The sequence below is a fragment of the Dongia mobilis genome (assembly GCF_004363235.1).
Taxonomy (GTDB): domain Bacteria; phylum Pseudomonadota; class Alphaproteobacteria; order Dongiales; family Dongiaceae; genus Dongia; species Dongia mobilis.
Genome location: NZ_SNYW01000011.1, coordinates 62,431 through 76,027 on the forward strand (window position 1 = coordinate 62,431; position 13,597 = coordinate 76,027).

Sequence of the window (13,597 nt, forward strand, 5' to 3'; positions counted from 1 at the left end):
GGGTCAGGCGGATTTGCGGCCGTGCCGGCGCCCGAGCACATAGCCGAGGATACCGGCACCGATCGCCGCCTGCAGCGCGAAAAGCGCGCTTTCGATCTCGCCCGAGGGCGGTTCCCAGAGCGGCGCCGCCCAGGGTTCATAGGTCGGGTGCAGTTCCTGGATGATGCCCTCCGCCTGGCCATCGGCGCCGCTGAACTCGGCCGAGCCGTCACTGAACATGAACAGCGGCAGAATGGAGATGGCGATCGCCAAGGCGATGAGGATCAGGTTCTGGCGGGTCATCACAGCGCACTCCGCGACAGGGTCTGCAGGCTGGCATCCTTGTTGACGCCGCGCTGCAGCAGCAGGTTGACGACGACGACGGTCAGCAGCGCCTCGGTGATGGCGAGCGGCACCTGGGTGATCGCGAACACGCCGAGGAACTTGGTCGCCGCACCGGCAATGCCGCTGGCCGGGTCCGGGAAGGCCAGCGCCAGCTGCAGCGAGGTGACGACATAGGTGCCGAGATCGGCAAAGAAGGCCGCCAGGAAGACGCCGATGCCGATGCCTGCCCCCAGCGCCTTGGCGCCCTTGAAGACGGCATAGGCGATGAGCGGACCGGCAATGCCCATGGAGAAGATGTTGGCCCCCAAAGTGGTGAGACCGCCATGGGCCAGCAGCAGCGACTGGAACAGCAGCACGATGGCGCTCAGCACCGCGACCACCGAGGGGCCGAACAACACGGTGCCGAGACCGGCCCCGGTCGGATGCGAGCAGCTGCCAGTCACCGAGGGCAGCTTCAAGGCCGAGAGCACGAACAGGAACGCACCGGAGACCGCCAGCATCGGCCGCGCCTCCGGCTGTTCGCGCAGAATTTTCCGAATCCTGTTGGCGCCGTGCACCAGAAACGGCGCACTGGCGAGACCCCAACCGATGCTGTGCTGCACCGGCAGGAAACCTTCCATGATATGCATGAATCCACTCCCCGAGAGAACACGCAGTTGCCGAAGCGCGCTGGCGGGAATGGCAGCGGGGCAAGCCGGGCCGGCCCCCTGCTATCCGGTGAAGATACTCCCCCGTATTCTTCCCGTTTCGCGACGCCGGTGGCAGGTCTCCTGGCTCACGGCTCGACGGTCTCTGGCGGCCTTCCCGGCTCGTTATCGAGCCAGTGGCAATGCGCCGGAAACCTCGCCGCTTACAGTTGCGGGGGCAGCCACGGTATAGGCCCCTTCTGGGTCGTCCGCACCGTGTTCCCTATTAATCCCCTGGACTTCATCCGTCGGGGAACCACCGCCGGATCGTCTAGCAGATCGGTCGGGACGGCACAAGCCGGACGGGAAACGGCGCCTATTTCATGAAGCGGAGCAGTTGCCCAACGAGGCGGGGCATCATCATCGGCCGCAGCAGGCGGGAATCGTAGCCGGCCATGCGGCGGTCGTTCTCGCTGAGGCAGAGCTGGAAGAATTTCTTCTTGGAGAAGCCCCGGGCAACCGAACTGGCGCCAGCGGTGAGGAAGTTCGACTTGACCTTGCTGCGCCTGCGCCGGGTCTCGATCGCCATGCCGATCCGGTTGGCGAACTGCTCGGCGATCGCCACCAGGCATTTGAGGTCGAACCAGAGCCGCGGCAACAGGCCGAGGCGGGCGCGGCGCCAGGCGACATAATTGACGAAGAACATGATATGCCGCGCCTCTTCCTGGATCACCGGCTCGAAGGTCTCGACCAGAGCCGGCGGGAAGAAGCCGGAACTCCGCGCCATATCGAAAAGGCCGAAGGCGAAGAAGGAATTGATGCATTCGCCATAGCCGGTGCGCAGGAAGCCGAATTCCGGCTCCTTCGGCGGCAGATAGACGGGTTCCGGGCCAAGCTCGATCTTGTAGAAGCTCAGCATGTTGTGGAGCACTTCCTTGTGGCGGCGCTCCTCGGCGGCGTTGAGGGAGAGGGCTGCTGCCACCTGCTTGTCGGCGAGGCGGTCGGCCTGCCATTGCATGCGCAAGGAAGCGCGCCCCTCGATGGCGACGGCGGTATCCCAGAACGGCAGGGCAGCGAGGCGCGCCAGTTCCTCGTCCGACAGCTTCGGCCAGGGAATGACCGCCGGCTTGTAGGGATTGTAGGTGTCGGTCAGCAGGCGACAGAAGGCATCGCGATGGGCATCGGACCCGATTGCCAGGTCGCCCTTGGCCGGATGCGACCAGTTGTAATAGGGCGTCGGATCGTAGGCATCCGAATCCTGGCGCCCCAGATCGTACCGGACCATGTCGAGCATGCTGGCCACCATCATCATTCGAGGAGAATGACTCGGCGCGCGCCTCGCCCGCGGCGCACCGAAACGGGGGCGGTTATGCCATGGCCCCGCTGGCCTCGCAAGCCGTTAACCCATTAGAACGACACAAAAATCGCCAAACTGCGACATTTGATCGCGATTTCGTCAGTTTTTAGACAGGTTTCTGACCGAGAGACAGCAGCGCATCCAGGGTGGTCGGGACATAGCGCTCGCCATAGCCCATGCCGATGGCGAGCGTATAAAGCTGGTGCGCCGCCGCCGCGACCGGGGTGGGCACTGCCGCCCCTTCCGCCACCTGCAGGCAATAGCGCAGGTCCTTCTGGGCGTTGGCAAGCGCGAATTGCAGCTGGCTCTTGTCGCCGTCGAGGTGATAGCTGGCGAGGCGCTGGAACATGACGCTGTTGGCCCCGCCTGCCGTCACGATCTCGCGCAGGGCGTTGAGATCGACGCCACCCTTCTTCGCCACCGCGAATGCTTCCACCGTCACCGCGGCGGCGGCCAGGGCCAGCAGATTGTTGAGCAGCTTGACCTTGTGGCCGGCGCCAACCGGGCCGCAATGCACCACCGTATCGGCAAAGGCATCGATCACCGGACGGATGCGCGCGAGGATGGCGGGATCGCCGCCGGTCATGACGCCGAGCTTGCCGGCCTCGGCCTCGTTCGGCGTGCGGGTCAGCGGCGTGTCGACGAAATGGCCGCCCTTCGCCGCCGTCTCGGCCGCCAGCGCCTCGGTCGATTGTGGCTGGGCGGTGGTGCAATCGGCGATAATGGTCCCCGGCCGCAGGCCGGCCAGCACACCGTCGGCGCGGCGCATGATGTCCTCCAGCTGCGGCGAGTTGCCGACGCAGGTGATGACGAGGTCGCTCGCTGCCGCCAGTTCCGCCGGGCTCTTCGCCTCCGTGGCACCGCGACCGATCAGATCATCGACCGGCTTGCGGTTGCGATGAGCCAGTACGGTGAGCTTGAAGCCCTTCAGCAGGATGTTCTTGCCGATGCCGTGGCCCATCAGCCCGGCGCCGATGAGGCCCACCTTCTCGATTGCCGCCATCGCGACCTCCCTTTTGCTAGAGTGTCATGCCACCGTCGATGATGAATTCCGTACCGGTCGTGAAGGCCGATTCATCCGAGGCGAGATAAACGCAGATATCCGCGATTTCCTCCGGCCGCCCCAGGCGCCCCATGGGCTGGCGCGCGATGAACGCCTTGCGCGCCGCCTCGGCATCCGGATTGGCATTGATGCGCTCGTCCAGCGAGGGCGTCTGCACCGTACCCGGACAGACCGCGTTGCAGCGGATCCCCTTGCCGATGAAATCCGCCGCCACCGCCTTGGTGAGCCCGATCAGGCCCGCCTTGGTCGTGCCGTAGATGAAGCGGTTGGGTACACCCTTGATCGACGAGGCGACCGAGGCGATGTTGATGATCGAGCCTTGGCCCTTCTGCAGCATGCCGGGCAGGAACGCCTTGATCATGCGATAGGCGCCGCGCATGTTGAGAGTGACGGCGAAATCGAAATCTTCCTCGCTGCATTCCAGCACGCTGCCGCCATGCACCACGCCTGCGCAGTTCAGCAGCACGTCGACGGCACCGATCTCGGCCGCCGCGCGCGCTATCTCGTCGGCATTCATGACGTCGAGGCGGCGCGTGACGACGCCCGCCGGAAAACCCTCCAGCTTCGCCAGGTTGATGTCGGTGGCGATGACCTTCGCCCCTTCCGCTGCGAACTTCTCGACACTGGCGCGGCCGATGCCCTGGGCCGCCGCCGTCACCAATGCCGTCTTGCCGGCCAATCTGTTGCTCATCTGATCCTCTGATAGGTCTTGATTACTTCTGCGCCAGCAGGCCGCGCGCGGCGAGGTTGCGCATCAGGGCACCCGTGCCGAAGGTCCAGGGCGCCACATCCGGGCAATGCCGCACGCGATTGACCAGCGCGCCAAGTTTCGGCGTCGAGATCGTGACGATGTCATCCACCTTGTGGGTGAAGCCGCCACCCGGCGTGTCGCGGTCCTTGATCGGCGCGAACATGGTGCCAACATAGAGCACCAGCCCGTCCGGATACTGGTGGTTCTTGCTGAGCGTCTGGCCGGCGAGATCGGCGATGTCGCGGCTGATCAGCGACATCGACGACTTGTCATCAAGCACGAACTGGTCGAGCCCCTCCACCTTGACCCGGAGATCGGCGGCACGGATGTCGTCGAGGTCGTAGGTTTCGTCCACCAGGCGGATGAACGGCCCCAATGCCGCAGAGGCGTTGTTGTCCTTGGCGCGGCCCAGCAGCAGGGCCGAGCGGCCCTCGAAATCGCGCAGATTGACGTCATTGCCGAGGGTGGCACCGACGATGCGGCCCCTGGGGTCCACCACCAGCACGATCTCCGGCTCGGGATTGTTCCAGCTGGATTCAGGATGGATGCCGATATCGGCGCCGGCGCCGACCGAGGACATCGGCTGCGACTTGGTGAAGACCTCGGCATAGGGGCCGATCCCGACCTCGAGATATTGCGACCACATGCCTCGTTCGATCAGCGCCTGCTTCAGCCGGTCGGCCTCGGCCGAGCCCGGCTTGATGCGCCGGAGATCACCGCCGATCTCGCGGTCGATCACCTGGCGGATGCCCTCGGCGGCCTGGGGGTCGCCCTTGGCCCGCTCCTCGATCACGCGCTCCAGCATGCTGACGGCGAAGGTGACGCCGCAAGCCTTGATCGCCTGCAGGTCGATGGGCGAGAGCAGATAGGGTTTCGTCTCGTCGCGACTATCAGGCGGCGTGTTGGCGAGAACATCGGCAAGGCTGCCGATCACCGGCGCCTTTGCTGCCGCCTCGCGCGCCGCCGTGACGGGGTTTTCTTCCGCCAGCAGGGCCGACATGGTGGCATAGGCCGGCGTCAGATCCTTGAGCCCCGCGTCCGTCGCCAGAACGACGCAAGGCCCGCCTGGACGCCCTGGCACCCAAACGCGGCCCAGTAGCGTACCGGCGAGGCCGTCATCGGGCAGGACGGATTGCGCTGTCAGTGTAATGTGCATGCCAAATTCCATCGATCAGGGACGTTGCGCGCCATTGGCGCTGACATAGACGGCATAGAGCGACGAGGTCGCCGTGATGAAGAGGCGGTTGCGCTTCTCCCCGCCGAAGGTGAGGTTGCTGACCATCTCGGGCAGCTTGATGCGCCCAAGCCTTGTGCCTTCCGGGCTGAGGCAGATGACGCCGTCCTGGGCGCTGGTCCAGACATTGCCCGCCGTATCGACGCGAAAGCCGTCGGGCACGCCAGGCTCGATCTCGGCGAAGACGCGCGATTTCGCGAGTTTGCCGCCCTCGCCCACCTCGAAGGCGCGGATATGATGCGGCCCGTTCGCGTCATGGGAGCGGCCGGAATCGGCGACATAGAGGATCTTCTCGTCCGGTGAAAAGGCGAGACCGTTGGGCTTCACGAAATCGTCGGCGACAATGCTGATGCCACCCGCGGGATCGACACGGAAGACATGGCAGCCGCTCTGTTCCGGCTCGGCGCGCTCGCCCTCGTAATCGGAAAGGATGCCGTAGCTGGGATCGGTGAACCAGACCGAGCCGTCGGATTTCACCACCACGTCATTGGGCGAATTGAGGCGCTTGCCGGCATGGCGATCGGCAATCACGGTGATGCTGCCATCGGCTTCGGTCCGCGTGACGCGGCGGGTCAGATGCTCGCAGGTGACGAGGCGACCCTGGCGGTCGCGGGTGTTGCCGTTGGAATTGTTGGAATAGGCGCGGAACACGCCCACACCCAGACCCGGCACCCAGCGCAGCATGCGGTTCTCGGCGACATCGCTCCAGACCAGAAAATTGCCGTCGCCGAACCAGACCGGGCCTTCCGCCCAGCGGCAGCCGTCATAGAGTTTCTCCACCTTGGCAATCGGTACGGTCAGCGACCGGAAGCGCGGATCATAATATTCGTAGGCATCGCTCACCAGTGACATGGCTGTCCTCCCCTAGCGTTTCTGCTGCTCGCCACCGCCCGCGAGGGTGATGACGGCGATGATGATGAGACCGGTCAGGATGAGGCGCAGGCCGGCACTGGCGCCGAACGTGTTGAGCATCGTGACCAGCAGATAGAGAAAGAGGGCTGCCCCCCAGATGCCCGGCACGTTGGCGCGGCCGCCGGCGACCGAGGTACCGCCGATGACGACCACCGCGATCGAGGCCAGCAGGTATTCCTCGCCCATGTTGAGGGACGACCCGCCGGAAAAGCCGGAGAGCAGCAGACCGGCGAGCCCCGCCAGCATGGCGGAGAGCACATAGGTGAAAAGCCGCGTCCGCTCGACATTGATGCCGGCGAGCCAGGCCGCGCGCATGTTCTGCCCCACCGCCAGCACCGAGCGGCCATAGAGGGTGCGGGCCAGCACCACACCCATGACGACGGTGAAGACGATGCCGCAGGCTGCCAGCACCGGCACGCCGGCCACCTGGGCCGTGGTGAAATCGGCCAGCAGCGGCGGCGGCTTGATGCGCAGGCCCCGGCCATAGGCGATGGCGGTCGATTGCACCAGGAAGGAGGCGGAAAGCGTCGCGATGATGGGCGGAATGCGCAGCAGGCGAATGAGCAAGTAGTTGCCGAGCCCGACGCCGATGCCGATGCCGAGTGCCACGACGACGCCCAGCGCAATCATTTCGTTCTGGGTATCCATCAACTTGGTGGTCACCGCGCCGGAGAGCGCCATGGTGGCCGGAATCGAGAGATCGACATTGCCCGGTCCGGTGGTGATGACGAACATCTGGCCGATGCCGACGATCACCGTGAAGATGGCGAAGGAGAGCGCGGCCGTGAGGATCTGCCCGCCACCGGTTCCGCCGGTGAAGGCCACGGTCGCCAGCCAGACCAGTGCGGTCGCGATGAAGGACCAGATCCAGGCGCGGCCGCCGAGGAACGCCACGACATTCATCGCACCTCTCCCCGGCTGATGAGGGCACGCAGGGCGAGGACCAGGATAAGGATCGCCCCTTGGGCGCCAATCTGCCAGTCCGGCGAAACGCGCAGGAAGATGAGGAACGAGCCGGCCAGGGTCAGCGTCAGCGCGCCGAGGACAGCACCCACCGGCGAAACCCGCCCACCGACGAATTCCGCACCGCCGAGGATTGCCCCGGCGATGGAATAGAGGGTGTAGCGGTCGGCGATATGCGCATCGCCCGATGTGGTGAGGCCGATCAGCGACAGGCCCGAAAGGACGCCGAAGAAACCGGCGAGGCCGAACATGATCATCTTGGTCTTCAGCAGCGACCAGCCGGCCCGCGCCACCGCCCTGGGATTGCCGCCGGCACCACGCAGCACCACACCGTAGGAGGAATACATCAAGGCGACGTGAACGACCACGGCAATCACGATAGCCGCGACGATGGGAAACGGCACCAGCGGCACCTGCAGCGACATCAACGCCTTCAGGTATTCCGGCGCCTTGCCGCCGGGCGTGGGCAGGACCAGCACCGCGATCCCCAGCCAGACGAAGGACATGCCGAGCGTCACCACGATCGAGGGCAGGTTGCGCAGATGAATGAGCGCCCCCATGGCGGCATAGAGCAGGATGCAGCCGAGCAGCATGAGAATGCCCAAGAGCGGCGTCTCGTAGAGGAAGGTGGCGCCGATGCAGGCGACCAGGCCGACGAAGGGGCCGATGGAAAGGTCGAGATCGTTGACCGTGATGACAAACATCTGGGCGAGCGTCGCCAGCGCGATCGGCACGGCGTATTGCAGCATCAGGTTGAGCCCGAAATAGCTCATGGTCCGCGGCTGGGTATAGAAGATGGCGACCAGCAGGATGGCGAAGGACAAGGCCGGCAGGGCCGAGCGCAGCAGGCGCGGATTGACGAAGCGTTGCAGCATCCTCACGCCGCCTCGTGGAAGGAGGCACGCAGCACGCGGGCCTCGGTCAATTCCGCCCGCGGGAAATCGTCGACGATGATGCCGTTGCGGAACACATAGACATGATCGCAATGCGCCAACTCGTCCGTTTCAGTGGTGTACCAGAGGAAGGTACGCCCTGCTCCCGCCTCCTGCCGGATGCGCTCATAGACCTCGAGCTTGGTGCCGACATCGACGCCGCGCATGGGATCATCCATCAACACGATTTCCGCGTCGGAGCCGAGCGCCCGGGCGAACAGCGCCTTCTGCTGGTTGCCGCCGGAGAGCGAGAGAATGTTGTGGTCCATGTCGGGCGTCTTGATGCGCATCTGGCGGTGCCATTCCGCGGCCATCGCCCGCGCCGCCGTCTGGTCGATGAGGAAATGCCGCACCATGCGCGGCAGCGAGCGGATGGTGACGTTCTCGCCGATCGACCAGAGCGGAAAGATGCCGTCGGTCTGGCGGTCGCCGGCGATGATGGCGATGGGCGCCGCCACCTCGGCGAAGAGATCGCGCCTGGTCGCGGCTGCATAGATCTGCAGCAGCATTTTGGTCTGGCCATGACCGGCGAGGCCGGCCAGACCGATGATTTCGCCGCGATGGGCGACGAAGGCACGGTCATCCGGCTGAATCTTCACCCGCGCCTTGACCATGACGGAGCCCTGGCGTTGGGCCGTCAAGCTCGCCGCCGCCGGGGCATCATGCGCCTCCACCACCGTCCCCATGGCGGCCACCAGGGAATCGCGGGTGAAGTCGGCGGCCGGCCGGCCTGCCACCACGCCGCCATCCTTCATGACGACGATGCGGCTGCAGGCGCCCAGTACCTCGCCCAGCATGTGGGAAATCAGGATAACACTGGTGCCACCGGCCACGAGGCGGCGGACGAAGCCCAGCAATTGCCCCGCGGTGACGGCATCCAGCGACGAGGTCGGCTCGTCCAGGATGACGAGACCCAGCGGTTCGTCGGTCACGGTGAAGGCGCGCGCGATCTCGACCATCTGGCGGCGACCGATGGAAAGATCACCGACTGTGTCGCCGGGCTGGATGTCGTGGCCGGGAAAGATCTCGTCGAGTTTCGCAGCAATGAGCCCTGCCGCCCGCCTCTTCCAGCCGAAACCGGTGAGGCTCTTGTGGAAGATGCGGGCGTTCTCGGCCACCGTCAGATTGGGGCAGAGCGACAATTCCTGGAACACGCAGCGGATGCCATGCTGATGCGCGACACGGACATCATAGCGGCGACCGAGATCCTTTCCGTCGATGACGATGCTGCCGCTGTCCGGTGCCAGCGTTCCAGCCAGGACATTCATCAGCGTCGACTTGCCGGCACCGTTATGGCCGACCAGACCGACGCATTCCCCAGCCGCCACGGCAAGATCGACACCTGCAAGCGCCCGGACGGCGCCGAAGGCCTTGGCGATGTTGCCGAGATTGACGATCTCGCGCGGCGGCTGGGTCATGGCAGTCTTCTCGTTACTTGCCGGCGATCACGGCCTTGGCGTCGTCGAGCGAATACTCGACATTGGCGACACCACCCTTCTCCGTGGTCTCCAGCGACTTCTCGAGATCACCCTGGTTGATCTGCAGAAACGGCACCACGAGATCCTTCGGCACTTCCTGGCCGTCGAGGATCTGCTGCGCCACCCAGAAGGCCAGCGTCGAGACGCCGGGCGCGATCGAGACCGACATGGTCTCGTAACCATTGGCGTCCTTCTGCTCCTTCCACCAGGCCAGTTCGTCCTGGCGGTTACCCATGATGATGAGCGGCGTCGGGCGACCGGCGGCCTTGAAGGCCTGGGCCGCACCGTAGCCGTCGCCACCCTGGGTCACCACCGCCTTCACCTCGGGCAGCGACGGCAGGATGCCAGCCACGGCCTTCTGCGCCACTTCCTGGGCCCAGTCGCCATGGACCGAGCCGACGATCTTGAACTGGCTGTGCTTGGCCACACCTTCCTGGATGCCGGCATGGATCTCGTCATCGACGAAGACGCCGGCAAGGCCGCGGATCTCGAGGACATTGCCGCCATCGGGGATCTTCTCGGCCAGGTAGTCGAGCTGGATGGCGCCCATCTTCTTGAAGTCGACGGCGATGCGCCAGGCGCAGGGCTCGGTGACGATGCCGTCGAAAGAGACGACGACGATGCCGGCATCGCAGGCCTGTTTGACGGCGCCGTTGAGCGCATCCGGCGAGGCGGCATTGACGACGATGGCGTCATAGCCCTGCAGGATCAGGTTCTGGATCTGCGCCGCCTGCTCGGTCACCTGGTTCTCGGAAGTGGTGAAGGCCGAGGCCTCGGCCACGATGCCGTCGGCCACCGCCTGGCCGGTTACCTTTTCCCAGCTCTTCAGCATGGCCTGGCGCCAGGAATTGCCGGCATAGTTGTTGGAGAGGGCGATCTTCTTGTCGGCCGTGTCGGCATTGGCCGGCACGGCGGCGACCGAACCCAGGCCCAGCGCGACGCCCATCGCCGCGAAGGTCAGCAACCAAGTCTTCTTGCGCATTGTTTCCTCCCGTTGCTTCATTTGGTTGTTCGTCATCGTGATGTGATCCGCGTCGGCAGGATGACGCTGCCGGCGCGCGAGGTAGTTCATTGCTTGCGGCGAACCTTTCCGATCCGCACCGGCATCCTGGCGCCGACCGCCGGCACGGCCTCGACCCCCAGCAAAGCCGCGATATCGGCCCAGGCTTCGTCCAGCAGCAGTTCCATTTCATGCTGCGCCGCCTCGGGATCGTGCGCGGCGATGGTTTCCAGGACCGCGGCATGGCGCGGCAGCGAATGGGTCCGCGCCCCCCTGTTGCGGCTCGACAGCTTGAAGCTGAAGAGAAGTGCCGATTCGATCACATGTCCGGTCGAGGCCAGGAAGGCATTGCCGGTCGCCGCCAGGATCGCCTTGTGAAAGGCAAGGTCGCCGGCAAAACTGTCCTCGCTGTCCTCCGCCGCCGACGCCATGCGGTCATAGGCGAGGCTGATGCGCTCGATCTGCGCGTCGGTCGCGCGCCTTGCTGCCAGCGCTGCTGCGGCCGGCTCCAGGATGCGGCGCATTTCCGAGAGCGCGATGGCGTATTGCTCGGCCTCTGGCGAGGCGAAGCCCCAGGCCAGGATGTCGGGGTCGAGCATGTTCCAGTCTTCGCGCGGCTTCACCCGCGTGCCGATCTTGGGTCGCGAATCGACCAGGCCCTTGGCAGCCAGCACCTTGATCGCCTCGCGCAATACCGGGCGGCTGACCTGCAATTCGTCGGAAAGTGCCGTTTCGCTGGGCATGATCGCGCCGGAGGCGAAGACACCGCAGAGGATCCGCTCGCCCACTTCGTGCAGCACTTGGGCATGGGTGCTGCGACGCGCAAACGGCCGACGCGCAGCGTCACTGTCGCGCGCAGCCTGATTCCGCCCGGCCTGGTTCTGCTTGGGCAGCACGATATCCTCCCGTGATCGGCCGCGACTTCTTGTCGATCCGGGTCCGGCGTCGCAGGGCCGGCCCAGTTATTGTCATACAATATGCTTAAATGCCTGCCGGCGTCTCGTCAAGACAGCGTTTTCATTTCTTCCAGCGGGGTTGAACCGCGACACCGACCATGCTCTATCCCGGCGGGACTTTCGCGCTTTTTCAAGGCGCATTTTTCCGGGCACAAGGATCGGGGACAAGGATCATGGCAACCTGTGGCGAATTGCTGGTTCAGTTGCTCGAGGCCTATGGCGTCGACCTGGTGTTCGGGATCCCCGGTGTGCATACCGTCGAGCTCTATCGCGGCCTGCCAATGACCCGGATCCGCCATGTGACGCCGCGCCACGAACAGGGTGCGGGCTTCATGGCCGACGGCTATGCCCGCGTCTCCGGCAAACCGGGCGTCTGCTTCATCATCACCGGCCCCGGCATGACCAATATCCTGACCGCCATGGGCCAGGCCTATGCCGATTCGGTGCCCATGCTGGTGATCTCGAGCGTCAACCGGACCGAGGAACTGGCGATGGGTGACGGGCGGCTGCATGAACTACCCTCGCAGCGCAACCTGGTGGCCGGCGTCGCCGCTTTCAGCCATACCCTGCTGCGGCCGGAACAACTGCCCCAGGTATTGGCCCGCGCCTTTGCCATCTTCCGCAGCGGCCGGCCGCGCCCGGTCCACATCGAAATCCCCATCGACGTCATCACCATGCAGGTGGCGGCCAGGGACATCGTGGCACCGCGCAACATTCCCCTGGCGCCGGCGCCGCGCCGGGCAGAACTGGAACGGGCCGTCGCCTGGCTGCGCGACGCCAAATCGCCGCTGATGGTTTTGGGCGGCGGTGCCGCCGACGCTGCCGAAGCGGCACGGTCACTGGCCGAGCACCTTGACGCGCCGGTGATCCATACCGCCAATGCCAAGGGCATCCTGCCGCCGGGCCACCCCTTGCGCGCCGGCGAAAACATGGCCTATCCGCCGATCCATCAGGCGATCCGCGAGGCGGATGTGGTGCTGGCCGTGGGCTCGGAATTCGGCGAGACCGAAATGTATCCCGATCCGAAGCCCTTCGTGTTCGACGGCAAGCTCATCCGCATCGACATCGACCCCGAGCAATTGGTGCGCGGCTTCGGTGCCGATCTGCCGATCGTCGCGGATGCCGGCGCGGCGCTGGCCGAGATCAACCGCGCGCTGGGCATCGCCGCCACCGCGGCCAACGGAGACACGCCCGGCGCCCGGCGCGCGGCGGCAATCCGCCAGGCAGCGAAAAAGCATTGGTGGCCGGCGGTGCATCGCCACCAGAAGATCATCGAGGCAGTGAGCGCGGCCCTCCCCGACATGATCCTGGTGGGCGATTCCGCCGAGCATGTCTATGCGCTCAACCAGAGCTATGAGGCGCCGCGGCCGCGCTCCTATTTCAGTTCCTCGACCGGCTATGGCACGCTGGGCTATGGCCTGCCAGCCGGCCTCGGCGCCAAGCTCGCCGCCCCCGACCGCCCGGTGGTGGTACTGGCCGGCGATGGCGGACTGCAATTCACCATCGGGGAGCTGGCGGCGGCAGTCGAGGCCGAAGTGCCGCTGATCGTCCTGCTGTGGAACAATGACGGCTATGGCGAGATCAAGAACTACATGGTCGGGCGCCAGATCCAGCCGATCGGCGTCGACATCTTCACGCCCGATTTCCAGACCATCGCCAAGGGCTTCGGCTGGGAAGCGCGGCGCCCGGACAGCTATGCGGCGCTCGGCGCGGAGATGAAGTCGGCAGCCGCGCGCAACAGGCCCACCATCATCGAACTGCGCGCCGACGATCCCTGGATCGCCTGATCGCCGGACCGCCAGGGACACAAGCGGGGACACAAGCGGCCGGCACGCCCTGCCATAGGCGCCGGCTGGGCCGTCGCGCGCGCAGCCGGGCAATAGTCCCAAGTCGCTGGGTGGAAACGGCCCCTCGGCCAGAATCCCGTCGCAACTGAAATTTATTTCATTGAACGCAATTTTTGCCATTTCGGTTGACAGGCGCATTGTTCATTCGCTACTG

General features: G+C 65.4%; 13 protein-coding genes and 1 riboswitch. Of the genes, 1 reads left to right on the top strand and 12 read right to left on the bottom strand.

Annotation, left to right across the window (positions count from 1 at the left end; translation table 11 throughout):
* Window positions 1-3: 3 nt before the first annotated feature.
* From A8950_RS14790 to A8950_RS14845, 12 genes are all read right to left on the bottom strand, one after another.
* Entirely contained in the window at window positions 4-282 is a 279-nt protein-coding gene (locus A8950_RS14790; protein WP_133614457.1) for an energy-coupling factor ABC transporter substrate-binding protein, read from the bottom strand.
* Window positions 282-953 (bottom strand): energy-coupling factor ABC transporter permease, encoded by a 672-nt coding sequence (locus A8950_RS14795; RefSeq protein ID WP_133614458.1) that lies wholly within the window; start codon window positions 951-953, stop codon window positions 282-284. Before A8950_RS14795 ends, A8950_RS14790 begins: the two co-directional genes overlap by 1 nt.
* Before the next feature lie 114 nt (window positions 954-1,067).
* Window positions 1,068-1,286, bottom strand: a riboswitch (cobalamin riboswitch).
* Window positions 1,287-1,326: 40 nt separating this feature from the next.
* Window positions 1,327-2,244 carry a ferritin-like domain-containing protein gene (locus A8950_RS14800; protein ID WP_133614459.1) on the bottom strand — a complete coding sequence of 306 codons (918 nt, stop codon included), beginning with the start codon at window positions 2,242-2,244 and terminating at the stop codon, window positions 1,327-1,329.
* 169 nt (window positions 2,245-2,413) lie between these two features.
* On the bottom strand, window positions 2,414-3,310 hold the full coding sequence (locus tag A8950_RS14805) for an NAD(P)-dependent oxidoreductase (RefSeq protein WP_133614460.1): 897 nt from the start codon (window positions 3,308-3,310) through the stop codon (window positions 2,414-2,416).
* Window positions 3,311-3,326: 16 nt separating this feature from the next.
* Complete coding sequence (locus A8950_RS14810) at window positions 3,327-4,061, bottom strand: SDR family oxidoreductase (RefSeq protein WP_133614461.1); 735 nt, start codon at window positions 4,059-4,061, stop codon at window positions 3,327-3,329.
* Between the two features lie 22 nt (window positions 4,062-4,083).
* Window positions 4,084-5,277: a fumarylacetoacetate hydrolase family protein gene (locus A8950_RS14815; RefSeq protein ID WP_133614462.1), complete on the bottom strand. Its 1,194-nt coding sequence runs from the start codon at window positions 5,275-5,277 to the stop codon at window positions 4,084-4,086.
* A 15-nt stretch (window positions 5,278-5,292) separates the two neighbouring features.
* Window positions 5,293-6,207 carry an SMP-30/gluconolactonase/LRE family protein gene (locus tag A8950_RS14820; RefSeq protein WP_133614463.1) on the bottom strand — a complete coding sequence of 305 codons (915 nt, stop codon included), beginning with the start codon at window positions 6,205-6,207 and terminating at the stop codon, window positions 5,293-5,295.
* A gap of 12 nt (window positions 6,208-6,219) precedes the next feature.
* On the bottom strand, window positions 6,220-7,170 hold the full coding sequence (locus A8950_RS14825; protein WP_133614464.1) for an ABC transporter permease: 951 nt from the start codon (window positions 7,168-7,170) through the stop codon (window positions 6,220-6,222).
* A complete protein-coding gene (locus A8950_RS14830; protein WP_133614465.1) occupies window positions 7,167-8,105 on the bottom strand; it encodes an ABC transporter permease in 939 nt (312 codons plus the stop codon). Before A8950_RS14830 ends, A8950_RS14825 begins: the two co-directional genes overlap by 4 nt.
* Window positions 8,106-8,107: 2 nt before the next feature.
* The gene (locus tag A8950_RS14835; protein ID WP_133614466.1) at window positions 8,108-9,580 is read right to left on the bottom strand and encodes a sugar ABC transporter ATP-binding protein; all 1,473 of its coding nucleotides are present in this window, start codon (window positions 9,578-9,580) and stop codon (window positions 8,108-8,110) included.
* Between the two features lie 13 nt (window positions 9,581-9,593).
* Complete coding sequence (locus A8950_RS14840) at window positions 9,594-10,622, bottom strand: ABC transporter substrate-binding protein (protein ID WP_208109875.1); 1,029 nt, start codon at window positions 10,620-10,622, stop codon at window positions 9,594-9,596.
* A gap of 86 nt (window positions 10,623-10,708) precedes the next feature.
* Window positions 10,709-11,536 (bottom strand): FadR/GntR family transcriptional regulator, encoded by an 828-nt coding sequence (locus A8950_RS14845; RefSeq protein ID WP_133614467.1) that lies wholly within the window; start codon window positions 11,534-11,536, stop codon window positions 10,709-10,711.
* 233 nt (window positions 11,537-11,769) lie between these two features.
* Here A8950_RS14845 and A8950_RS14850 point away from each other — a divergent pair, with 233 nt between their 5' ends.
* On the top strand, window positions 11,770-13,383 hold the full coding sequence (locus tag A8950_RS14850; protein ID WP_133614468.1) for a 5-guanidino-2-oxopentanoate decarboxylase: 1,614 nt from the start codon (window positions 11,770-11,772) through the stop codon (window positions 13,381-13,383).
* Window positions 13,384-13,597: the final 214 nt, after the last annotated feature.

Bases quoted from the DNA above. Each gene is read 5' to 3' on its own strand.
- A8950_RS14835 (WP_133614466.1), bottom strand. From the start codon at position 9,580: ATGACCCAGCCGCCGCGCGAGATCGTCAATCTCGGCAACATCGCCAAG.
- A8950_RS14850 (WP_133614468.1), top strand. From the start codon at position 11,770: ATGGCAACCTGTGGCGAATTGCTGGTTCAGTTGCTCGAGGCCTATGGC.
- A8950_RS14805 (WP_133614460.1), bottom strand. From the start codon at position 3,310: ATGGCGGCAATCGAGAAGGTGGGCCTCATCGGCGCCGGGCTGATGGGC.
- A8950_RS14810 (WP_133614461.1), bottom strand. From the start codon at position 4,061: ATGAGCAACAGATTGGCCGGCAAGACGGCATTGGTGACGGCGGCGGCC.
- A8950_RS14820 (WP_133614463.1), bottom strand. From the start codon at position 6,207: ATGTCACTGGTGAGCGATGCCTACGAATATTATGATCCGCGCTTCCGG.
- A8950_RS14830 (WP_133614465.1), bottom strand. From the start codon at position 8,105: ATGCTGCAACGCTTCGTCAATCCGCGCCTGCTGCGCTCGGCCCTGCCG.
- A8950_RS14795 (WP_133614458.1), bottom strand. From the start codon at position 953: ATGCATATCATGGAAGGTTTCCTGCCGGTGCAGCACAGCATCGGTTGG.
- A8950_RS14840 (WP_208109875.1), bottom strand. From the start codon at position 10,622: ATGCGCAAGAAGACTTGGTTGCTGACCTTCGCGGCGATGGGCGTCGCG.
- A8950_RS14825 (WP_133614464.1), bottom strand. From the start codon at position 7,170: ATGAATGTCGTGGCGTTCCTCGGCGGCCGCGCCTGGATCTGGTCCTTC.
- A8950_RS14790 (WP_133614457.1), bottom strand. From the start codon at position 282: ATGACCCGCCAGAACCTGATCCTCATCGCCTTGGCGATCGCCATCTCC.
- A8950_RS14800 (WP_133614459.1), bottom strand. From the start codon at position 2,244: ATGCTCGACATGGTCCGGTACGATCTGGGGCGCCAGGATTCGGATGCC.
- A8950_RS14815 (WP_133614462.1), bottom strand. From the start codon at position 5,277: ATGCACATTACACTGACAGCGCAATCCGTCCTGCCCGATGACGGCCTC.